The organism is Micromonospora sp. NPDC005291, from assembly GCF_040607415.1.
GTDB lineage: Bacteria > Actinomycetota > Actinomycetes > Mycobacteriales > Micromonosporaceae > Micromonospora.
The window spans coordinates 36,370-58,018 of the sequence record NZ_JBEXGR010000013.1 but is presented as its reverse complement, the minus strand read 5'-3'; the positions used below and the strand labels follow the sequence as shown (position 1 = coordinate 58,018).

General features: G+C 71.3%; 21 protein-coding genes. 8 read left to right on the top strand and 13 right to left on the bottom strand.

The features are described 5' to 3' along the window. Nucleotides 1-216 precede the first annotated feature (216 nt). The 3 genes from ABZT18_RS18650 to ABZT18_RS18640 form a co-directional block, all read right to left on the bottom strand. On the bottom strand, nucleotides 217-1,197 hold the full coding sequence (locus tag ABZT18_RS18650) for an AsnC family transcriptional regulator (protein ID WP_354995993.1): 981 nt from the start codon (nucleotides 1,195-1,197) through the stop codon (nucleotides 217-219). 71 nt (nucleotides 1,198-1,268) lie between these two features. Further along, complete coding sequence (locus tag ABZT18_RS18645) at nucleotides 1,269-2,840, bottom strand: MFS transporter (RefSeq protein ID WP_355251938.1); 1,572 nt, start codon at nucleotides 2,838-2,840, stop codon at nucleotides 1,269-1,271. 177 nt (nucleotides 2,841-3,017) lie between these two features. After that, a complete protein-coding gene (locus tag ABZT18_RS18640; RefSeq protein WP_354995991.1) occupies nucleotides 3,018-3,638 on the bottom strand; it encodes a TetR family transcriptional regulator in 621 nt (206 codons plus the stop codon). A gap of 110 nt (nucleotides 3,639-3,748) precedes the next feature. Between ABZT18_RS18640 and ABZT18_RS18635 the strand changes: the two genes are divergently transcribed. The 4 genes from ABZT18_RS18635 (at nucleotide 3,749) to ABZT18_RS18620 (ending at nucleotide 7,498) form a co-directional block, all read left to right on the top strand. Further along, entirely contained in the window at nucleotides 3,749-4,216 is a 468-nt protein-coding gene (locus tag ABZT18_RS18635; protein WP_354995990.1) for a MarR family winged helix-turn-helix transcriptional regulator, read from the top strand. Continuing rightward, nucleotides 4,213-5,838: an MDR family MFS transporter gene (locus ABZT18_RS18630; RefSeq protein WP_355251935.1), complete on the top strand. Its 1,626-nt coding sequence runs from the start codon at nucleotides 4,213-4,215 to the stop codon at nucleotides 5,836-5,838. The genes ABZT18_RS18635 and ABZT18_RS18630 overlap by 4 nt, the downstream gene beginning before the upstream one ends. A gap of 84 nt (nucleotides 5,839-5,922) precedes the next feature. Then, nucleotides 5,923-6,921, top strand: a complete 999-nt coding sequence (locus tag ABZT18_RS18625; protein ID WP_355251932.1) for a phosphatase PAP2 family protein — start codon at nucleotides 5,923-5,925, stop codon at nucleotides 6,919-6,921. Continuing rightward, on the top strand, nucleotides 6,914-7,498 hold the full coding sequence (locus ABZT18_RS18620) for a hypothetical protein (RefSeq protein WP_355251929.1): 585 nt from the start codon (nucleotides 6,914-6,916) through the stop codon (nucleotides 7,496-7,498). The genes ABZT18_RS18625 and ABZT18_RS18620 overlap by 8 nt, the downstream gene beginning before the upstream one ends. Nucleotides 7,499-7,544: 46 nt before the next feature. Here the strand turns inward: ABZT18_RS18620 and ABZT18_RS18615 are convergent, their stop codons facing one another. Continuing rightward, nucleotides 7,545-8,366 carry a type II CAAX endopeptidase family protein gene (locus ABZT18_RS18615; RefSeq protein WP_355251926.1) on the bottom strand — a complete coding sequence of 274 codons (822 nt, stop codon included), beginning with the start codon at nucleotides 8,364-8,366 and terminating at the stop codon, nucleotides 7,545-7,547. A gap of 126 nt (nucleotides 8,367-8,492) precedes the next feature. Then, nucleotides 8,493-9,236 carry a methyltransferase domain-containing protein gene (locus ABZT18_RS18610; RefSeq protein WP_354995985.1) on the bottom strand — a complete coding sequence of 248 codons (744 nt, stop codon included), beginning with the start codon at nucleotides 9,234-9,236 and terminating at the stop codon, nucleotides 8,493-8,495. A gap of 74 nt (nucleotides 9,237-9,310) precedes the next feature. Here ABZT18_RS18610 and mug point away from each other — a divergent pair, with 74 nt between their 5' ends. Continuing rightward, complete coding sequence (mug, locus tag ABZT18_RS18605; RefSeq protein WP_354995984.1) at nucleotides 9,311-9,880, top strand: G/U mismatch-specific DNA glycosylase; 570 nt, start codon at nucleotides 9,311-9,313, stop codon at nucleotides 9,878-9,880. Here mug and ABZT18_RS18600 read toward each other — a convergent pair. Together ABZT18_RS18600 and ABZT18_RS18595 are read right to left on the bottom strand one after the other, a co-directional pair. Continuing rightward, nucleotides 9,877-10,395, bottom strand: a complete 519-nt coding sequence (locus ABZT18_RS18600; protein ID WP_354995983.1) for an SRPBCC family protein — start codon at nucleotides 10,393-10,395, stop codon at nucleotides 9,877-9,879. The two genes, mug and ABZT18_RS18600, sit on opposite strands and share 4 nt — an antisense overlap. Next, nucleotides 10,392-10,754 carry a metalloregulator ArsR/SmtB family transcription factor gene (locus ABZT18_RS18595; protein WP_354995982.1) on the bottom strand — a complete coding sequence of 121 codons (363 nt, stop codon included), beginning with the start codon at nucleotides 10,752-10,754 and terminating at the stop codon, nucleotides 10,392-10,394. The genes ABZT18_RS18600 and ABZT18_RS18595 overlap by 4 nt, the downstream gene beginning before the upstream one ends. Nucleotides 10,755-10,866: 112 nt before the next feature. On the opposite strand from ABZT18_RS18595, the gene ABZT18_RS18590 reads away from it, so the two are divergent. Beyond that, nucleotides 10,867-11,967 (top strand): ionic transporter y4hA, encoded by a 1,101-nt coding sequence (locus ABZT18_RS18590; RefSeq protein WP_354995981.1) that lies wholly within the window; start codon nucleotides 10,867-10,869, stop codon nucleotides 11,965-11,967. 42 nt (nucleotides 11,968-12,009) lie between these two features. Here the strand turns inward: ABZT18_RS18590 and ABZT18_RS18585 are convergent, their stop codons facing one another. Together ABZT18_RS18585 and ABZT18_RS18580 are read right to left on the bottom strand one after the other, a co-directional pair. Next, entirely contained in the window at nucleotides 12,010-13,284 is a 1,275-nt protein-coding gene (locus ABZT18_RS18585; protein ID WP_354996092.1) for a DUF6596 domain-containing protein, read from the bottom strand. Further along, nucleotides 13,285-13,677, bottom strand: coding sequence for a YciI family protein (locus ABZT18_RS18580; RefSeq protein WP_354996091.1), 393 nt, complete (start codon nucleotides 13,675-13,677; stop codon nucleotides 13,285-13,287). Nucleotides 13,678-14,502: 825 nt separating this feature from the next. On the opposite strand from ABZT18_RS18580, the gene ABZT18_RS18575 reads away from it, so the two are divergent. Then, complete coding sequence (locus tag ABZT18_RS18575) at nucleotides 14,503-15,246, top strand: neutral zinc metallopeptidase (protein WP_354995980.1); 744 nt, start codon at nucleotides 14,503-14,505, stop codon at nucleotides 15,244-15,246. Between the two features lie 120 nt (nucleotides 15,247-15,366). Beyond that, nucleotides 15,367-16,017 (top strand): HAD family phosphatase, encoded by a 651-nt coding sequence (locus tag ABZT18_RS18570; protein WP_354996090.1) that lies wholly within the window; start codon nucleotides 15,367-15,369, stop codon nucleotides 16,015-16,017. A gap of 48 nt (nucleotides 16,018-16,065) precedes the next feature. On the opposite strand, the gene ABZT18_RS18565 is transcribed toward ABZT18_RS18570, so the two are convergent. The 4 genes from ABZT18_RS18565 to ABZT18_RS18550 all read right to left on the bottom strand — a co-directional run bounded on the left by ABZT18_RS18565 (nucleotide 16,066) and on the right by ABZT18_RS18550 (nucleotide 21,588). Next, complete coding sequence (locus tag ABZT18_RS18565) at nucleotides 16,066-18,621, bottom strand: FtsX-like permease family protein (RefSeq protein WP_354995979.1); 2,556 nt, start codon at nucleotides 18,619-18,621, stop codon at nucleotides 16,066-16,068. Beyond that, the gene (locus ABZT18_RS18560; RefSeq protein WP_354995978.1) at nucleotides 18,621-19,388 is read right to left on the bottom strand and encodes an ABC transporter ATP-binding protein; all 768 of its coding nucleotides are present in this window, start codon (nucleotides 19,386-19,388) and stop codon (nucleotides 18,621-18,623) included. Before ABZT18_RS18560 ends, ABZT18_RS18565 begins: the two co-directional genes overlap by 1 nt. A 357-nt stretch (nucleotides 19,389-19,745) precedes the next feature. Continuing rightward, nucleotides 19,746-20,432 (bottom strand): response regulator transcription factor, encoded by a 687-nt coding sequence (locus ABZT18_RS18555; RefSeq protein WP_354995977.1) that lies wholly within the window; start codon nucleotides 20,430-20,432, stop codon nucleotides 19,746-19,748. A 241-nt stretch (nucleotides 20,433-20,673) separates the two neighbouring features. After that, a complete protein-coding gene (locus ABZT18_RS18550; RefSeq protein ID WP_354995976.1) occupies nucleotides 20,674-21,588 on the bottom strand; it encodes a RecB family exonuclease in 915 nt (304 codons plus the stop codon). Nucleotides 21,589-21,649: the final 61 nt, after the last annotated feature.

The window sequence follows — 21,649 nt, the reverse complement described above, 5'->3', positions numbered from 1 at the left end:
GGGCTCGCCGGGAGCCGGGTTGGCGGTGGTGCGGAGCCGGGCCGCCGATGCTCGGCTGAGATGGTGCGGGGTGGCGCGGTGGTGTCGACGACTCGCCAGTGTGGACGATCGGAGCGCATCGACGTGTATCGCTGAGGCAGTAAACCTCCGATGTCTCCGCTCCGTCAAGCCCGCGCTCGTCGGATACCACAGGCTGGAAGAGCCCAGCGGGATTCCTCAGCCCAGGACGGCTGGCGGTACGAGCGCCAACTGTTTGACCTGGCGCAGCATCAGCGCGGTCTCGACGGTGCGGATGCCGTCCAGCGCGCCGATCCTGTCGTTGAGGTACGCGTACAGCTCCTCGGTGCCCCGGCAGCGGACGGCCGCGATGATGTTGGTCTGGCCGGTGGCCGCGGCGGCGAACTCCACCTCCGGGTGCTCGGCGAGCGCATGCCCGGCCGCGGCCAGCGCGGACGGCGCCACGGTCAGCCACAGCATCGCGCCGATCTCGCGGCCCACGTGTTCCGGGGAGTACTGCACCGCGAAGTAGAGGACGCCGCTGCCGCGCAGCCGGTCCAGGCGGCGTCGCACCACGTCCTCGGACTGGCCGCATGCTGTCTGCAGGTCCGCGAGGGTGGCCCGGCCGTCCCGGAACACCGCGGCGAGCAGCGCCTCGTCGATCTCGTCGACCGTGACGGTGCCCGGTGCCGCCTCCACCGGCGTGGGGCGCAGCGCCGTCTCCTGCTCGGTGGTGAGGGCATTGGCCTTCTGCAGCCAGCGGAGGGGGCCACCGTAGAAGCGGTGCAACAGGCAGTGTGCGCTGAACCCGATCACCCGTTGGGTGCGCTGTAGCCGGCCCAGCAGCAGTTCGTCCCGGGCGGCGCGGCTACGGGGCCTCATCTCGCAGACCACCTCGCTGCCGCCGGAGATCAACGCGACGTACGACGTGTCCGGGCGGCGGGCGAGCGCGTCGGCCAGCCGTTCGGACATGTCCGGGGTGCACCGCAGCCGGACGATCCAGTTGGAGCGGCCGACCCGGCTCTCGTCGGTCATGCCCAGCACACGCAGCCCGGCCTGGGTTTGCAGGCGTCGGAAGCGGCGGGCGACGGTCTGGTCCGAGACGCCGAGAACAGCGGCGATCCGGCTGAACGGGGCGCGACCGTCGAGTTGCAGGGCCTGTAGCAGTTGCAGGTCGAGGTGGTCCAGGGAAGGGGGCACGGTCTTCCTGATCGTCGGTGGCGTCACCAGCGTAGAAGCCGGTGACGCCGCCGTCTTTCGGTTGGGTGAGGTCAGGCCGACACGGTTTCTGGCAGCGGGGCCGCAGGTTGTGGGTCGCGTACCGGGCGCGGACGGCGCAGCAGGACGACCGCGGCCAGGGCGGCGATGAGCATCAGCGTGGCCGACACCGTCAGGGACAGCTGGAAGCCGTCGAGGAACGCGTTGTTGAGGGCGTTCAGCACGCCGTCCTGCTGAGTGCCGTAGTCGGCGGTGGCGACTGCCTGGAAACCGCTGTCGCCCATCGCGGTGGTGGCGACCTGCTGGCGGTCACCGCTGACTCCGGCGTCGGTGAGGTGTCCCGGCAGGGAGCTTGCCGCCCTGCTGGTCAGCAGGGCACCCAGGACGGCGGGGCCGAGCGCGCCGCCGACCTGGCGGAACGCGTTGTTGCCCGCGGCTGCCATGCCGGCCAGCTGGAACGGCACCGAACTGACCGCGGTCGCGGTCATCGGGGTCAGCACCGCGCCGAGGCCCAGGCCGAACAACGCGAGCCGCCAGCTCAGCTGCCCGAACGACGTGCCGGCGTCGACGGTGCTGAGCAAGAACAGCGCGACCGCCGAGATGAGCAGGCCGGCGCCGAGCAGCCAGCGCACCTGCACGCGGTGCATGAGGCGGGCGATCAGCGGCCCCACGACGACCGGCACTGCCGTGTTGGTCAGCAGCCGCAGCGCAGCTTCCATGGTCGACAGCTGCTGAACCAGGCCGAGGTAGAGGCTGAGCACGAAGATGCTGCCGATCACACCCATGAAGCTGACCATGGCGATCACGGCGGTGGCGTTGAAGCCGCGGCTGGCGAAGAGGGCGGGGCTCAGCATCGGCGAGTCGCTGCGCTGCTCGATCACGACGAACGTGGCGAGGCTGAGCGCGGCCACGGCGAACGCCAGGAGCACGATGGGGTCGGTGAACGAGCCGGCGCCGCCCTCGATGACGGCGAAGACCAGGGCGACGATGGCGAGGGCTGCGGTGATCTGGCCCGGCCAGTCCAGGTGCCGCTTGCCCGGCGCCCGCGAGTCCGTCACCAGCGGAATGGCGATCAGCGCGGTGAGCAGCGCGAGCGGGATGGCCGGCAGGTAGATCCAGCGCCAGGACACGTGCTCGAGGATCGCCCCGGCCAGCAGCGGGCCGAGCGCGAGGGCGAGCATCAGGGAGGTGGCCCAGAGGCTGATGTACCGGCCGCGCTTGCGCGGATCCGGCACGGCGTGGCTGATGAGCGCCAGCGTGGCGGGTAGCAGAGCGGCCGCGCCCACGCCGGCGAGCGCCTGGCCGACCCAGACCATCGCGATCGACTGTGCGGACAGTGCGACGGCCGCGCCGATCGCGCAGAACAGCAGGCCGGCCTGGAACACCTTCTTGCGCCCGTGCACGTCGCCGAAGACGCCGGCGGTCAGGATCAGGGCGGCCATCGGCAGGACGAAGGCGTCCGACACCCAGGACAGATCGGCGGTCGACGCGTCCAGCCCGCGCTGGATCATCGGTAGGCTCACCGACACTGTCGTCACGGGCAGATAGGCGACGAACACCCCCAGACATGCCATGACCAGTGTCGCGCCGAGCCGGTTTCCCGACGCCTTATCCGTGGTTGCCATCTACGCGCAGCTCCTCTTCGGCGGACCCGGTGCCCGGCCGACGAGCCAGCATCCGTGCCGTTGAGGAGCACCGCCAGTCAATCGCGCCGAATCCCGGAATACCGACGTGCGGGCTCTGTGACGCAGGGCTTTCCGACACCGTCTACGGCTCAGCGAAGCCCGGCCGACCCGATCGGGCTAGGTGCCGGTGGTGGTCCGGTGGCCCCCGAGGGTCGCCACGGGAGCGGCTTCGGCGAGCGCGGTCCGGACGGTCTCCAGCAGCGGGTCGCCCGGGTGCTCGATCCAGTGCTGGACGGCGACCCGCAGGATGGCCAGGAAGGTCGCGGCCAGGAGGCGGGAGCGCAGTGCCACGTCGGCGTCGCTGAGCCGGTGGGCGAGTTCTGCGGCCAGCTCGCGCTCGATCGCGGCGTACGCCGCCACCTGATGGGGAGCCAGGCCGGGCTGCCCGCGTAGCTTCCGGCGTTGGCCCAGCCAGGCGGGCCCAGAACCCCCGAACATCTCCTCGGTGAGGCGTTCGGCTGCTCGGCTCAGTACGGTCCACGGCGGCTCGTCGAGGGGCTGTTCGCGGATCAACTGCAACAGCCGGTGCAGGCGCGTGGTGTCGCCGTGGAAGAGCGCCTGTTCCTTGCTGGAGAAGTAGTTGGAGAAGGTCCGCCGGGAGACGTTGGCGGCGTCGGCGATCGCTTCGACCGTCACCGCGTCGAACCCCTGCTCGGCGGCGAGGCGCAGGGCAGCCTCGTGCAGGGCGAGGCGGGTCGCCGCCTTCTTGCGCTCCCGCAGCCCGGTGGTCTCGTCCATCGCTCAGAGGGTACGTGCGGGTGACGGACTTCTCAATGCGCAAACTTGCCTGCTGGGCAAGATCGGTAGATGCTTGCTTGCGGCAACCAACATATGTGTGTGGAGCGGACGTGGACAACGGTGTTAGTGAACTCGGGCTTCGCCTGTACGACCTGGTCAGAACCGTTCGGCTGCTGAAGCAACGCCGGGCCGAAGAGCGCCCGGCGATCCCGCCGGGTCTGCTCGGCATGCTCGTGCAGATCGATCAGGTCTCCAGCGGCTGCCACGCCCGCGAGTTGGCCCATCACACCCGGCTCGACCCGTCGACGGTCAGCCGCTCCGTCACGGCGCTGGTCGCGCACGGCCTGGTCGAGCGGCGGCCCGACCCGACCGACAAGCGGGCGACCTTCCTGGCGGTCACCCCGGCCGGCCGCGAAGCCCTGGCCGGCGGCCACGGCTGGTACGGCGAGCTGCTCGAGCGAGCGCTCGCCGACTGGACTCCCGACGAGGTGACGGCGCTGAGCGCCGCCCTCGGCCGATTTACCGGCGACATCGAGGTCGCCCTCGGAAACCACGACAACCTGGAGGCCGCGCGATGAGCGCACCCACCATCACGGCCGGCGCTGAGCCGATGACCCATCGGCGGACGCTAGAGGCGCTCAGCGGCCTGCTGCTGGTGCTGTTCGTCGCGATGCTGAGCAGCACGGTCGTCTCGACCGCGCTACCGAAGATCATCGGATCGCTGAACGGCTCGCAGAACCAGTACACCTGGGTGGTCACCGCGACCCTGCTCACCGCGACCGCGACCACCCCCATCTGGGGCAAACTGGCCGACCTGTTCAACAAGAAGATCCTCATCCAGGTCGCCATCGTGGTCTTCCTGCTGGGCTCGGTCATTGCCGGCTTCTCACAGACCGCCGGCCAGCTCATCGCCGCCCGCGCGTTCCAGGGCATCGGGGTCGGCGGTCTTCAGGCGCTGGTCCAGGTGGCGATCGCGGCCATGATCCCGCCGCGGGAGCGGGGCCGCTACAACGGCTACCTCGGTGGCGTCATGGCGGTTGCGACCGTCGGCGGCCCGCTGCTCGGCGGCCTCATCGTCGACACCTCCTGGCTCGGCTGGCGCTGGTGCTTCTTCGTCGGAGTGCCGGTAGCCGCCGTCGCGCTGATCCTGCTCCAGGCCACCCTGCACCTGCCCACCGCACGCCGCGAGAACGTCAAGATCGACTACCTCGGTGCCGGCCTGATCGCCGCCGGTGTCAGCCTGCTGCTGATCTGGATCTCCTTCGTCGACAACTCGTTCGCCTGGGCCTCCTGGCAGACAGCGGCCATGGTGGGCGGCACACTCGTCCTGCTCGCCCTGGCGGTCTGGGTCGAATCGCGCGCGGCCGAGCCGGTCGTCCCGCTCGGCATCGTGCGCCAGCACACCACCGCGCTGGCCATCCTCGGCAGCCTCGCGGTCGGCATGGCCATGTTCGGCGGCGCCGTCTTCCTCGGCCAGTACTTCCAGATCGGCCGCGGCTACAGCCCGACGGAGGCAGGCCTGCTCACCATCCCGATGATGGCCGGGGTCCTCGGCTCGTCGATCATCGCGGGCCGGCTGATCACCAAGAGCGGAAAGATCAAGCCGTACATCGTCACCGGCTCGATCCTCCTCGTCGCCGGGTTCGCCCTGCTCGGCACGATCGACCACGAGACCTCGCTCGTCCTGGTCGGTGCCGCCATGTTCATCGTCGGCGTCGGTGTCGGCATGACCATGCAGAACCTCGTTCTCGCGGTGCAGAACACGGTCTCGCTCAAGGACATCGGCGCGGCCAGTTCCAGCGTCGCGTTCTTCCGCTCGCTCGGTGGCACCATCGGCGTCTCCGTGCTCGGCGCCGTCCTCGCCCGCCGGGTCAGCGACCAGATCACCCACGACCTCTCCGCCGCCGGGATCCCGGCCTCTGCCAGCTCGGGTGACAGCAACCTCAACATCACCGCGCTGCCCGAGGGAGTCCAGGAGATTGTCCGGGCCGCGTACGGTGACGCCACCGGACACATCTTCCTCATCTCCGCCGCCATCGGTGTCGTCGGCGTGATCGCCGCACTCCTGCTCAAGCCGATCACCCTGCGGACCAGCCTCGACCTACCGGACGCCGCCACGTCGACGGCCGTCGCCGCCGACGCGATCGACGGCGCTCCCGCCTTCGACACCGAGCGGGACGGAACGACCCGCCGGCGCTGACGTCGGGCCGTACGACCCGGGGCCGCCGCCGTCCGAGGACGGCGGCGGCCCCGGTCTGTCCAGCGAGGGGTGGCACCAGCGAACGTGAACCGAATCGAGGAACCTGTGGAGATCGCGGAGGTGGCAGCGGCACGACCGGCGACACCCGCCCGGCGAGCCGCCCCACTGCGCCGGGCACTGCGCGAGCTGGGGCTCGTCGCCGCGCTGTTCCTCGCCTACAAGGCGGCCCGGGTGGCGGGAGCCGACCGGGTATCGACCGCAGTGGGAAACGGGAAATGGATCTGGCACGTCGAGCGACTGTTCCACCTGCCCAACGAGGCCGCCTTCCAACGTCCCGTGCTCTCCCACGATCTGTTGGTGCACCTCGCCAACGGCTACTACGCGTACGTGCACTTCCCCGCCACGGCCATCTGTCTGATCTGGCTGTACGTGCGACACCCGGTCCACTACCTCTGGACGCGCAGGATGCTCGCCGGGCTCACCGCGGCGGCGCTGGCGCTACATTTCCTGGTCCCACTGGCACCGCCGCGACTGACGGCCCTGACCGGCATGGTCGACACCGGCAGCCGCTACGGGCCCGCCGTCTACGGCCCACCCGACACGGACGCGTTGAGCAACCAGTACGCCGCCATGCCCTCCCTGCACGTCGGTTGGGCACTCGCCGTCGCCGTCGCGCTCATCGCGGTGACCGGTGGGCGTCTGCGGTGGCTGTGGCTGGCGCACCCGCTGGCCACCCTGCTGGTGGTCGTGAGCACGGGCAACCACTACTGGCTCGACGGCATCGTCGCGGCGATGCTGCTCACCGTCGTATGCCTGGTGCTGCCCACGCCCCGCACGAACGGCCGGTCGATCCCCCCGCCGACGCAGCGTCCGGCCGGGTGGCCGCGCCAGCGCGTACGGTCCGGCCACCTGCCCGCGCGCGCCGGGGCCGGTGCCGTCCTGAAAACGCCATCACCGGCCAGGAGCCGGCGCCGAGTACCGGCCGGCGCTAGCCTTGGGGCGGCTCGAAACGGGCATCCGACCGTCGTGGATGCCGCGCGAACCGTCGGGCCGACGGCTCTGAACGGGGACGAGGATGCCTGAACCGCGCGCCTTCTGGCTCGACGAGCAGTTCGACCGCGAGCGCGGCGCTGACGGGCGAGGTCGCTACGAGGCTGAGGTGCTCAGTCGGCTCGAGGAGTTCACCGACACCTGGGGCGACATCGCGCCAGTCGCCTTCGCGGCGACAGCGTGGCGGCTGGCCACCGAGTTGTCGCCCGGTTTCGTCCGCTGGCACCGGCGGATCGTCTCGGCGACCTGCACGCGCAGCCCGTGGGACGGAAGCATGGTCTGCGCGGTAACGGTGATCTCCCGCTGGCCGGCTGAACTCACCTGGACGAAGCAGTGGCAGCGCGACCGTGGCTGGCGGGACTGGCCCCAGTTGTTCGGCCAGTACACGACCCCCTCGGAGCAGGACCAGACGCGTAGCCCACACCTACGCGCGTTGCTTCAGGTGGACGCGCCGGTCCCGCTCGACGATCTCCCGCCAGCTCCCGACGGCCCGGACGATTCCGTGGCGCTCGCGGCGCGTAGAGCCGTCACGGTGCTGACTCGGGAACTCAACGAACTCGTCGCGCCGATGATCGGCCAGCTCGAAGCCGGGGTGCCAGCGGGCTCCTGACCTGCGCCCTGCGAGCCGGCCTGTCACCCCTCAGGCTGGGAACCTGTCACCCGGGTTCTCGTGCCTGCCAGTTCAGGCGGTCCCGGTGGAGCCGTTTGATGACTGTCCAGCCGAGTGCGAACGGTATGGCGCCCATGGCGACGACTCCCAGGACGTCAGATCCGGTCACCTCGAAGACGGCCCCCACGTCGCCGAACAGTTGGGCGACCGTCTGGAAGGCCACATGGAAGCCGATGCCCGCCCAGATGTCGCCGGTGGCGACGCGGAAGCCGCCCAGGAGCAGTGCGAAGACGAAGAAGAGCAGCAGTCTGTCGAGGGAGGTGGCGGCGCCGACGAGGAACCCGAACAGGGTGAACAACATGGACTGTCCGATGACGGCCTGCCAGGCCGGCAACCGGGTGGCGAGGTTGCGCTGGAGGTAGCCGCGGAAGATGAGTTCCTCCGGCAGCGCCTCGTACAGGAAGACGAGGACGACCAGCAGCGCCGCCACCCGCAGGGCATCCGTCGCGGAGGTGCGCAGGCTGATCTGGACCCAACCGAAGCCGAGGCAGAGCGCGAACCCGATGGCGGCGGGAATGAGCCAGCAGGCCATGCCGAGCAGCAGGCGCCGCCAGCCGGTGCGCAGGGACGGCAGCCCGAGGCCGGTCCAGGGGCGACGGTCGAGCAGGCGGCGGGCGGCCACCACCAGGGGGACGATGAGCACCGTCGTGAGGACGGCCCTGGCGACATGGGTGGGGCGGTCGTAGTCACGCCCGAGCAGAGCGCCGTGGTAGAGGAACAGCCACACCAGCACGGTGCCGGCGAACACGATGAGGATTCGCCAGTGCAGGGCGAGACGAGAGTCGGGGGACGTCCGGGTATCAGACACGTCAGGCTCGCTCTCCCACACCGCGCGGCGGACCTCTCGGCAAGGCGCAGCGTAGCCATCGGCGTCAACGGCGGACCGTGGTCACGGCCAGCAGTCGGCGCATCAGGGGAGCATGATCTGGGGTCGTCAGCGACCGAGGACGAGGTAGGCGAGACCGACGACCCCGCGATACCCGCCGACGTACTGGCGCAGCCGGTCGTCGAGCTCCGCGCGGACCTCCGCGGCGCGGGGATCCTCCGGGTACGTCAGCAGCCACTCCTGCCGGCCCGCGAGCCAGGTGGACTCGAAGTCGTCCCACTCCCGTTGGTCGGCGGTGCTCAGGTGCAGCACTCGCCAGCCGCGTTCGCGGGCGGCCTCGATGAGGCCCGGGAGGTCCATGACCTCCGTGCCGAAGATCTGCTCGACCTCCGCCGTCGGGGGACGTTCCCAGTACGCGTCGCCGAACAGCAACCGCCCACCGGGCCGGACCACGGTGGCGAGCGCGTCGAGGGCCGCGCTCGTGCCACCGAAGGCGTGCGCCGAGCCGATGCAGAGGACCCGGTCGGCGGGCTCCTGCCAGGCCGCCGCTTCCCCCATCACGAAGGCGACGTGCCGGTTCAGCGACCGACCGGTGGCCAGCCGCCGCCCCCGGGCGAGGGCGGCGTCGTCGGTGTCGACGCCGACGCCCCTCGTCGCGACCGGGGCGGCCACACCACCGGCGGCGACCGCCCGCAGCAGCAGCTCACCCCAGCCGCAACCGAGATCGAGTACGCGCGCACCCGGTCGGACGTCGAGTCGTTGCAGCAGCAACGCCGCGTGCTCCTGTGACAGGGGCGTGTTCCAGCGCATCCGCGCGTAGCGGCTGGCGGCGAGGTGGTCGGTGGGCTGCATCCGTTGAGGGTGTCAAGTCGTGATCGTCGGCGTGCGCCGGGTCCGGCACCCCGACGTACGGCAGGATCGGTGGGGTGGGCGCGGAGCATGCGGGGCCGTTGCGGCGGCCAACCCCGCAGCAGGTGGCGGCGGCTGCCGGGCAGGGCCTGGTGGACGTGATCGGTCCCGGCCTGCGCGTGCTGTTCTGTGGCTTCAACCCGGGTCTCTACTCCGCTGCGGTGGGGGAGCACTTCGCCCGCAGGAGCAGCCGCTTCTGGCCGGCGCTGCATGGTTGCGGCTTCACCGACCGGGAGATGCACCCGTGGGAGCGTGACGAGTTGCTGCGGCAGGGCCTGGGCATCACCAGCCTGAGCAACCGGGCCACCGCCCGCGCCGACGAGCTGACATCGGCGGAGCTGGTGGCCGGGGTCACGGGGTTGGCGGTGAAGGCCGAGCGGTACCGGCCGGGGTGGGTGGCGATCCTCGGGGTGACCGCGTACCGGATCGCCTTCGCCCGGCCCCAGGCCGGGCTGGGGCCGCAGCCGGATCGGCTGGGTCCCGCCCGGGTCTGGGTGCTGCCCAACCCCAGCGGCCTGAACGCGCACTTCCCGCTGCCGGCGTTGACCGCCGAATTCGCCAAGCTGCGGCGGGAGATCGATCCCTAGGCGTGCAATGTGGTGGCAGCCTCGGTGGCCAGCGCCTGGTAGTACGGCTGCATCGCGGGGTGGTAGTCGTCGAACTCGGGCCGGGCTGAGCCGTCCCGCGAGGCGACCAGCATGTCCAGGTAGTACTCCCAGCCGGCGCCCACCTCGGCGATGCCCTCCAGGCTGGTCAGGTGCTGGACGAACCGCAGCTCGGTGGTGCCGTCGGTCTCGGTCAGCGCCAGCTCCAGGAGCCAGGTGCCGTAGCTGTCGATCATCGACACGGCCAGGCGCTGCCGCGGTTCGCACGCCTCGATGCGCACGTCACACCAGGGCTGCTGCTCCTCGTACGCCATCTGGACCCGGATGGTCCGTCCGGGCGCGGCGTCGCCCTCCCAGGGGCCGAACCAGCGGGCCGTGCGCTCCGAGTCGGTCAGGCTTGCCCAGACGTCCGCCGCCGGGGCGCGGAACGTCCGGGTGAGGACGAGATCGTGGCCGGCGGCGGTGCGAAACAGGCGTCCGGCGGGTGTACGGGTCATGCCGTGTGCTCCCTTCGGTGCTCCGCCGGGCCGCGGCTGCGGCGCTCTCGGCGGGTGCGATAGACCTCGGTTTCCAACGCGTCGAGATGCCGCTCCCACCGGTCGGTGGCGGCGAGTGCGGCAAGCCAGTCGACCAGCGGGGCGAGCGGGCGGGGATCGAGCCGGTAGATCCTCTTGCGGCCGACCAGTTCGTCGAGGACCAGCCCGCTCTCGCGCAGCAACCGCAGGTGGCGGCTGATCGCGGGTCGGCTGATCACGAACCGCTGGGCGATGTCGCCCGCGGACATTGGTTCGTCGCGCAGCAGGGTCAGGATGTGCCGCCGCACGGGGTCCGCGATCGCGGTGGCCACCTCATTCACCGCGGAAGCGTAACTGACGAGTTACGGATTAGCGTGGCGAAGACCACCGACACCCGTATATCGCTGCTTCGATGGTGGGCACATGATCACTTGACCTGGCACTCTGTATGTCATGGCCGCCCTCCTTCGCTCCCGCATGACCGACTGGACTTTTGTCGTACCCGTGCTCGCCGTCCTGATGCTCGTCGTCACCTGGGGGCGGAACCTGCCCGGGCCTGTCATCGTGGTGGTCGCGGTGCTGCTCGGTGGCGCGGTGCTCGCGGCCGTGCACCACGCGGAGGTGGTGGCCCACCGGGTGGGGGAGCCGTACGGCTCGCTGGTGCTCGCCGTCGCGGTCACGGTGATCGAGGTCGCCCTCATCGTCACGCTGATGATCAGCGGGCCGGAGAAGACACAGTCGCTCGCCCGGGACACCGTCTTCGCCGCCGTCATGATCACCTGTAACGGGATACTCGGCCTCTCCCTGCTGCTCGGGGCGCTGCGCCGACGGGTCGCGGTGTTCAACCCGGAGGGCACCGGCGGGGCGCTGGCCACCGTGATCACCCTGGCCACCCTGAGTCTGGTCATTCCGACCTTCACCACGGCTCGGCCCGGCCCGGAGTTCAGCCCGGCCCAGCTCGCCTTCGCAGCCGTCGCGTCGCTGGCGCTGTACGGGCTGTTCGTGCTCGTGCAGACCGGCCGGCACCGCGACTACTTCCTGCCGGTCGACAGCCGGGGTGAGGTCATCGAAACGGAGGAGCACGCGAGGCCGCCGACGACCCGCGCGGCGCTGGTCAGCCTGGGGCTGCTGCTGGTGGCGCTGGTCGCGGTGGTCGGCGACGCCAAGACCGTCTCCCCGACCATCGAGGCCGGCGTCGCGGCGGCGAACCTGCCGCACGCGTTCGTCGGCGTGATCATCGCCCTGCTCGTGCTGCTGCCGGAGACCCTGGCCGCCGCTCGCGCGGCCCGCCGCGACCGGGTGCAGATCAGTCTGAACCTCGCGCTCGGCTCCGCGATGGCCAGCATCGGCCTGACCATCCCGGCCATAGCGATCGCCTCGATCTGGCTCGACGGGCCGCTGTTGCTCGGCCTCGGTGGCACCCAACTCACGCTGCTCGCGCTGACCGCGGTGACCGCGGTGCTGACCGTCGTGCCGGGCCGGGCCAACGTGCTGCAGGGCGGCGTACACCTGGTGTTGATGGCCGCCTTCGTCTTCCTGGCCGCCAGCCCCTAAACCGTTCCGCCGCACGGAAGGGTCCCTTGTTGACGCCAGGCGTCAACAAGGGACCCTTCCTTCATCACCTGCCGATGGGTCGTCGACCAGGCGGTCGGCGCGGGCGTGCAGGTAGCGCTGCTGCGCCAGGTTCGTCGACCGGGAGGCCGCCAACCGGTACGCCTCCCGCGCCGCGACCCGCTCGCCGACCAACTCCCACAGGTGGGCACGGGCGGCCGGCAGTCGGGGATCGTCGGCCAGTCGGGTGTCGTCGGCCAGGTCGGCGAGCAGCGCCAACCCGGCCGCCGGGCTGCGGCTCATCGCGACCGCCACCGCGTGGTTGAGCGCCACGACCGGGTTGTCGTTGATACCCAACAGAACCTCGTACAGGGCGGTGATCTGCGCCCAGTCAGTGGCCGCCGCGCTGGGCGCCTCGTCGTGCACGGCCGCGATGGCCGCCTGGAGCTGGTACGGCCCGACGACCCCGCGCGGCAGCGCCCCGGTGATCAGGTCGACCCCCTCGGCGATCTGGTCGGCCCGCCACCGGCCGCGGTCCTGCTCAGCCATCGGCACCAACTCGCCGTGCGGGTCGATCCGGGCCGGGGCGCGGGCGTCGGTGAGCAGCATCACCGCGAGCAGCCCGGTGACCTCGGGATCCTCGGGCAGCAGCCGGTGCACCAGGCGGGTCAGCCGGATCGCCTCGGCGGTCAGGTCGGCGCGCAACAAACCAGGGCCGGCGGTGCGCGCGTACCCCTCGGTGAAGATCAGATAGAGCACGTGCAGCACGGCGGCGAGCCGGTCCGCGCGCTCCGCCCCGGTGGGTGGCGCGAACCGCAGCCCGCTGTCGCGGATGCGCTGCTTGCCCCGGCTGATCCGCCGGGTCATCGTCGCCTCCGGCACCAGGAACGCGCGCGCCACCTCGGCGGTGCTCAACCCGCCCACCGCGCGCAGCGTGAGCGCGATCTGCGACGCGGGCGACAGCGCCGGATGGCAGCACAGGAACAGCAGGGTGAGCGTGTCGTCGGCGTCCGCCGGCGGTCGATCGGCCGCCGGGGCGCGCCACTGCTCGGGCAGCACCCACCGGGCCACGGTGTCCTCCCGCCGCATCCGAGCCTGCTCGCGGCGCAGCAGATCGGTCAGCCGGCGGGACGCGACAGTGATCAACCAACCACGCGGATTCTCCGGTACGCCGTCGCGCGGCCAACCGCCCGCCGCGGCGATCAGCGCCTCCTGCACCGCGTCCTCGGCGGTGTCGAAGTGCCCGTAGCGGCGGACCAGCGCGCCGAGGACCTGCGGCGCCAGTTCGCGCAGCAGGTCCTCGACGGGCGTGTCCACCAGTCAGCCGGCCAGTTCCTCGAAGCCGCCCAGCACCGGCCGCACGTCCACGTATCCGCCGGGGGCATCCGGGTCGACCAGCCCGGCGGCGATCTCGGTGGCCCGGTCGAAGCTGGCGCACTCCACGATCGTGTAACCCGCGAGGACTTCCTGCGTCTCCGGGTACGGGCCGTCGGTGACCACGGGCGCGCCCTCGCGGACCTGCACCCGGCGCGCGTGCACCGGCTCGCTCAGGCCCCGGGCGTCGACCAGTTCCCCGGACTCGGCCAGCGCCTGGTGGAACGTCTCCATGTGCTGGTGCATCGCCGCGATCTGCTCGGCCGACATGGCCGGTCGGTCGGTCGCCCGGCCGGACAGCACGTCGTAGTCCTGCTGCGACCCATAAAGCAAAATCATGTACTTCACAGTGGTCTCCTCCTGCCGCTGGTGCCGCCCCCGGCACCGCCTCACAAGAAACGTCGAAGCCCACACCCCCACCCGGACACCCCACCCCCACCTGATCTGTCGATCAAGAAGTTTGCGTCACGACACGCCGGGCGGGGCGACGCCAACCTCTTGATCACGCGCAGGAAAGGGGTGGTGGGTGGGGGTTAGGTTGGCGGGATGGGGACTGTGTGGGTGGTCGTTGGGGTTTTTGCGGCGGTGGCTGGTACGGCGTTCGGGGTTGTGCTTTGGCGAGGGCGGGAGGCTGGTCGGGTCGGCGACGATCCCGCGGCTGGTCGGGATGCCCGGGGCCGGCAGCAACGGTATGAGGCCGAGCGACACGGCGACCAGGGCGGCACCTGGCAGCGCGGCCGTGAGTCCAGCGGCTGACCGAGGTCACTGACCATAGGAGCAGCGGCCAGGTCGAAGCGGAGGCGGTCCCGTAACCGGTGCGGCCACAGAGATGACCACACCAGCAGCACGGGCGCGTAACCCGCCACCACCCGGGGCGGCACCTCGTCGTCGCGCAGCTCCAGCCACGGCCGGCTGCCGGCCTCGTACGGGTCGCGCAGCGACCGCCACACGATGTGCGGCGGCGCCGGCTGACGTCGCAGGCGGCTGCCCAACTCGTGCACGACGCTCCTCCCGGACGTCCTCACCGCCCCCGAGCCATTGTGGCGGCCAGGCGCCAGCGCCGTGAACCGTCCGGCCCAGCCGTGCGTGAATCCGGTGCGTGGGCGTGGCGGTCGTATCGTCGGGGTACTGCGCAGCGCGAGCACCGATGTCTGGGGAGGCACAGTGGGGACACGGTCAGGACGCGACGCCCGGGTCCCGTTGGCGGGCCTGCTGGTCGCAGCGCTGGTGTCGCTCGCCTGCGCCGGAGGCGGGTTGGCCGAGCCGGAGGGCGAGCGCCCGGCGCCGGACCGGTCGCAGGCCTCCCCGGGGCCGCGCACCACCCGGGCCGACAGCACCACCAGCGTCGCCGAGTTCGAACAGGACGTCGCCGACGCGCAGGCGATCGCCGAGCGGTACTGGGCGGCCCAGTTCAAGGCGTCCGGGCAGAGGTTCCAACCCGTCCGGCGGATCACCCCGTACCAGCGGGCCGGTGAGGTGTCCTGCGGCGGCCAGCCGTTGCCCCGCAACAACGCGGTCTACTGCTCGCAGGGCGACTTCATCGCGTACGACGTCGCCTGGTCGGTCGCGGCGTTCCGCGAGGTCGGCGACGCGTTCGTGTTCTACCTGCTCGGCCACGAGTACGCCCACGCCATCCAGGTGCGGCTCGGCATCAACTACAGCTTCACCATTCAGCAGGAGTTGCAGGCCGACTGCATGGCCGGGGCGTACCTCGGCGACTCGGTCCGTTCCGGTGTGCTGACCCTGGCCGAGGGCGACCTGGACGAGTTCCGGGAGGGGGTGGCGGCGGTCGGCGACGACCCGGACCAGCCGTGGTTCGCGGAGGGCTCGCACGGCACCTCCGAGCAGCGCACCGATTCGTTCTTCCGCGGCTACGAGCGCTCCCTTGAGCCCTGCGACCTGGGCTGAGGGGGTTGCCCGGATCACGTCGGGGCCCATCGCGGTCACCGACGATGGTCGGGCCTGGCAGGATCGCCGGTGTCGGCCACGACCCTGGAGGATCCGCTGAACAGCCATCACCCCGCCGCCGTGCTCTTCGACATGGACGGCACGCTTGTCGACAGCGAGAAGCTGTGGGATGTCGCGCTGCAGGAACTCGCACGGGAGTACGGCGGTGAACTCTCCGCGGACGCCCGCCGGTCGATCGTCGGCACCAGCATGGCCGACTCGATGCGCATCCTCCACGACGACCTGGGGCAGCCCGAACGGGATCCGGCGATCAGTGCGGCGTGGATCAACACCCGGATCCTGGAGCTGTTCCGCACCGGTCTGCGCTGGCAGCCGGGCGCGTTCGCCCTGCTGAGCGCGGTCCGCGCGGCGGCGATCCCCACCGCGCTGGTCACCTCCAGCGGTCGGGCGCTGGTCGAGATCGCCCTGGACACCCTGGGCCGGGACAACTTCGACGTGGTGGTCTGCGGTGACGAGGTCGTCGCGGCCAAGCCGCACCCCGAGCCCTACCTGACCGCTGCCCGACTGCTGGGCGTGCCGATCGAGCGTTGCGTGGCGATCGAGGACTCGTCGACCGGGGTGGCCAGCGCGGTCGCTTCCGGCGCGGCGGTGCTGGCCGTACCGGCGGAGGTGGCACTGCCGAGCACTGCCGGCGTACACCAGGTGGAGAGCCTGACCGACGTGGACCTGGAGTTGCTCGCCGAGCTGTTGACCGACCGGGCCGCAGCCTGAGAAAGACCCCTGCCACGCACATGGCGCAGCAGGGGCCCTTCGTCCACCTCAGTCGTGGGCGATCGCGCCCAGGACGTTGATCCGGGCCGCCCGGATGGCCGGGAGCACCGCGGCGACCACGCCGATGATCGCGGCGAGACCGAGGAAGACACCCATCTGCCCCCAGGGCAGGACCAGGTCGGTGATCCCCTCGTCCTTGAGTGCCTCGACCACCGCGGCACCGAGGCCGGTGCCCACCACCACGCCGAGCAGCGCGCCGAACACGGAGATCACCACCGCCTCCACGGTGATCATGCCCATGGTCTGCGACCGGCGCAGGCCGATCGCCCGCAGCAGACCCAACTCGCGGGTCCGCTCCAGCACGGACAGCGCCAGGGTGTTGATGATGCCGAGCACGGCGATCACGATGGCCAGGGCGAGCAGGATCTGGATCATCGTGAGCAGCCCGTCGACCTGACTGGTCTGCTGCTTGATGAACGCGTCCCGATCGGCCACCGACACCTCGGGGCTGTCCGCGAGCAGCGCCTCCACCTGCGGCTGCACGTCGGCCACCGGGGTGCCCGGGGCCAGCTGGATGAAGCCCTGGATGGGCTGCGGGATGGCGAAGTCCTTCGCCGCCGCCGGCGGCAGCGTCACCGGGTTCAGCAGCTGCGACGACTCGTAGATGCCGCTGACGGTGTACGTCCGCGCCTCACCCCGGGTCAGCTGCACGTTCACCGTCGAGCCCACCGACCAGCCACGGGAGGTGGCGGTGTCGGAGCTGGCCAGCATCTGGGTCGGCCCGAGCCGGTCGATGTCACCGGCGGTGGCCTTCGCGCCGAAGATCTGCCGCAGCGACGCGGGCTCGCTGCTCGCCGCGACCCAGGAGCTCTCGCCGTCGAGCTTCGCCATGTCGCCGTACTCGCCGTCGACCATCTGAACGCCCGGCAGGGTCTTCGCCCGGTCCAGCACACCCGGGTCGAAGGTCGGCGGACGTGGACCGCCCTGAACGCCGGCGATCACCAGCTCGGCCTTGATGGTGTCCTGGGCGAGCGCGCTGATGCTGCCCTTCGCCGAGTCGAGGATCACCGTGACACCGGTGACCAGCGCGATGCCGACCATCAGCGCGGCGGCGGTGATCGCGGTGCGGCGCGGGTTGCGCCCGGAGTTGAGCCGACCCAGCTTGCCCGGCACCGACCAGGAGAAGATCGCCCCGAGCAGGCTCACCACCGGTCGGCTGATCAGCGGGGTCAGCAGCGCCACCCCGATGAAGGCGAACAGCACACCGCCCAGGATGGTGGCCAGCGTCTGCCCCCCGGCGTTGCCGCTGAGCCCGAGGAAGAGCAGCACCGCGCCGATGCCGGTGACCACCGCCCCGGCCACGGTGACCTTGGTCAACGGCCGGTCCGGGGTGGCGACGTCCTGCATCGCCGCGATCGGCGGGATCCGGGACGCCCGCAGCGCTGGCAGTAGCGCCGCCACGACGGTGATGACCAGGCCGACGGCGAACGAACCGATCACCGCGGCCGCGGGCACACCGATACCGGCCAGGGTGAGCCCACCGGCAAGCTTGCCGAACAGGAACGCCAGCAGCGCACCGACCCCGATGCCGGCCGCCAGGCCGAGCACCGACGCGATCAGCCCGACCGCGATCGCCTCCAGCACCACCGATCCGATGATCTGCCGGCCGCTGGCCCCGATGGCGCGCATCAGCGCCAACTCCCGAGTGCGCTGGGCCACGATGATCGAGAAGGTGTTGAGGATCAGGAAGGTGCCCACCAGCAGCGCCACCGCGGCGAAGCCGAGCAGGATCTTGTTGAAGAAGGACAGGCCCTCCTTCAGACCGGCCGAGGCGTCCGCTGCCACCTGCTCGCCGGTCTTCACCTCGTAATCGGCGCCGAGGGCGCGGGCCACGTCGTCGCGCAGCGTCTCGTCGGAGATCCCACCGGCAGTGCGCACGGTGATGCTGCTGAACACGTCCGGCTCGCCGAGCATCAGTCGCTGTGCCACCGGCGTGGTGAAGAAGACCTCGTTGGCACCACCGATCGAGTCCCGGTCACCGCTGTAGCCGGAAACGCCGACCAGGGTGAATTCCCGCTTCTTCGACTCGAACGCGGTGAGCACGCCGACCTTCTGGCCGACCTGCACCTTCGCCGCCGTGGCCAGCGCCTTGTTGATGACGATCTCGTCGTCGGCCTGTGGGGCGCGCCCGTCGCGCAACTGGAGCAGCTCACCCTCGCCGGTCCAGTTCTCACCCAACTGCGGCGGACCGAACGAGGTCACCACCTTGCCGTTGCTGCCGATCACCCGGGCGCCGTCGGCGGCGACGACACCGGTCGCCGAAGCCACCCCCGGCACCTGCTTGACCCGGTCCACCACGGCGGCCGGCAGCGGGTTGGCGGTCTGTTCGCCCTCGACCTCGTTGACCTCCACCTTCGGCTTCGCCGCGACGTTCACGTCGATCTCGGACGAAGCGTCGGCGAAGATCGAGTCGAAGGAGCGGCCCAGCGTGTCGGTGAGCACGAAGGCGCCGGACACGAACATCACGCCGAGCACCACCGCCAGCCCGGACAGGATCAGCCGGACCTTGCGGGCCAGCAGACTTTTCAGTGTCGCCCGGAACATCAGTTGCCCACCTCGGCCGGAGTGTCCAGCTTCTTCATGGTGTCCAGCACCGTCTCGGCGGTCGGCTCGATCAGCTCCGAGACGATCTCTCCGTCGGCGAGGAAGACCACCCGGTCGGAGTACGCTGCGGCCGTCGGGTCGTGGGTGACCATCACGATGGTCTGCCCGTGCTCGCGGACCGAGTTGCGCAGGAAGCCCAGCACCTCGGCGCCGGAGCGCGAGTCCAGGTTGCCGGTCGGCTCGTCCGCGAAGATCACCTCGGGGCGGGAAACCAGCGCTCGGGCGCACGCCACCCGCTGCTGCTGCCCGCCGGAGAGCTGCGCCGGCCGGTGATCCAGCCGGTCCCGCAGGCCGACCGTGTCGATCACCGTGTCGTACCAGGCCGGGTCGGGCTTGCGGCCGGCGATCGACAGCGGCAGCAGGATATTTTCCTTGGCGGTCAGCGTCGGCAGCAGGTTGAACTGCTGGAAGATGAAGCCGACCTTGTCGCGGCGCAGCTTCGTCAGCCCCGCGTCGCCGAGCCCCGTGACCGTCGTCTCACCGATCGCCACCGTGCCCCGGGTCACCGAGTCCAAGCCGGCCAGGCAGTGCATCAGCGTCGACTTGCCGGAACCGGACGGCCCCATGATCGCGGTGAAGCGACCGCGTTCGAACTCCGCGCTGACCCCCCGCAGCGCGATGACCTGCGCCTCGCCGCTGCCGTACACCTTCCACACGTCGTTCGCCCGGGCCGCGGCCTGCGCGTGCTGGCCTACCGTCGCGGTCACGTCATCTACCTCTTCCGTCTCTGCCCATACGCGCCGCCCCCCGATGGTCCGGCGCGACTGTTCCCATCATCGGCGCTGCGAGCGCCCGACCCGTCCGCCCACGGGGGGACCCGGCGCGGATTTCCCGCTGCGGGTGCACCCCCATGCCGGGTCAGGGTTGCCCCTGATCCGACGGCCGGTCGACCTGTTTTCTCGACCGGCGAAACGCTGCCGGACCCGACGCCAGGAGCCGACCCCACGAGAGGGTCAACCGCGCCGAGCCATCTCCGGTCACGGTAGGTGACGACGGCAACGGCGGCCGTCCCCCCACGGAGGGATCTTCGAGTACGCCGGGGGAGGTATCCGGACCGGCGGAGGCTACGCCCGGGGACGGACCAGACCCGACTCGTACGCCAGCACCACCGCCTGCACCCGGTCGCGCAACCGCAGCTTGGTCAGCACGTGCCCGACGTGAGTCTTGATGGTGGTCTCGCTGACCGACAGCACCGCCGCGATCTCGGCGTTGGACAGCCCTCTGGCGACCTGCACCAGCACCTCACGTTCCCGGTCGGTGAGCCCGTTGAGCGCCGCCGACGGGGTCGCCGCCGGGTCGGGCAGCAACTCGGCGAAGCGGTCCAACAGTCGTCGCAGGATCCGGGGCGCCACCACCGCGTCGCCGCCGGCCACCGTGCGGATCGCGGTGATCAACTCCTCGGCCGGCACGTCCTTGGCCAGGAACCCGCTGGCGCCGGCGCGCAACGCGCCCACCACGTACTCGTCCAGGTCGAACGTGGTCAACACCAGCACCCGCACCGGCAGTCGGGCCTCGACGATCGCCCGGGTCGCGGCCACCCCGTCCATCCGGGGCATCCGGATGTCCATCAGTACGACGTCGGGCAGCAGCCGGCGGGACAGCTCCACCGCCTCCAGGCCGTCACCGGCCTCCGCCACCACGTCCAGGTCGCCCTCGGCGCCCAGCACCATCCGGAAGCCGGTACGCAGCAGCGGTTGGTCGTCGGCGAGCAGGATCCGCACCGGCCGCGCCGAGGCCACCCGATCGGTCATCTCGTCTCCCGTCCCCACGCCGACACCGTGCTGCCGCAGCGGTCATCCTCGCGCACCCAGGCCGGTGCGTCGCGGACCACCGTAGAGGCCGGCTCGTCGCGCTGTCCCGACCGGCGCGGGGCTGCTTCGGTCGGGTCGTGTGGCGTCGGCGGGGGCACGCCCCGGGCCCGGCCCGAGCGGTCAGAGCCGTAGGGGCCGGACCGGCCTCACCGCGCCGGGCGTGAGCGCCGCCCCAGGGACGTCACTCGTCGGCGCCCGGGGCCACCGGAGCGGACCGGGAGTCGCGCAGCGGATCGGCGCTCGCCGCCGCGACCGGGAACGGCGGCGGGGTGCCGCCGAAGGTGGGGCACAGAGCCTGGTGGCTGCACCAGTCGCAGAGCCGGCTCGGCCGGGGCCGGAAATCCTGCCGGGCGGTGGCCTGCTCGATCGCCCGCCACAGCGCGACCACCGTGCGCTCGAAGCGGACCAGCTCGTCGGCGTCCGGCGTGTAATCCAACACTTCGGCGTCGCGCAGGTAGAGCAGCCGCAGCACCTTGGGCACCACCCCCCGGGTGCGCCACAGCACCAGCGCGTAGAACTTGAGCTGGAACAGCGCTCGCGCCTCGAACGCCTCCCGTGGGGCGCCGCCGGTCTTGTAGTCGACCACCCGCAGCGCGCCGTCCGGAGCGACGTCCAGCCGATCGAGGTAGCCCCGGATCAGCAACTCCTCGTCGACCACCGCCGAGATCAGGCTCTCCCGTTCGGCCGGCTCCAGCCGGGTCGGGTCCTCCACGGCGAAGTAGCCCTCCAACAGCCCGGCGGCGGACCGCAGGAACTCCACCGGGCCAGCCGGCTCCGCGCCGTCGAAGATCCCGGCCAGCTCCGGCTGCTCGGTGACCAGCCGGTCCCACTGGGGCGCCACCAGATCACCGGCAGCCGCCGGCGTGCGGCCCTGCGCGGGCAGGTCGAACAGGCGCTCCAGCACCGCGTGCACCAGCGTGCCCCGGGCCTGCTCGACGGTGGTGCGTTCGGGTAGCCGGTCGATGCTGCGGAACCGGTAGAGCAACGGGCAGGTCTTGAAATCCGCCGCACGTGACGGGGACAGCGAGGCCCGCACCGTCGGCGGCGCCTGCGCCGGGGAGGAGGGCTGGGAGGTGGTGACCGATTCCGCCGTCATGTCGGCAAAGGTTAGGGCACCGGTGTGACACCGACCGCCGCCCGCCCCGCACAGCGACGGT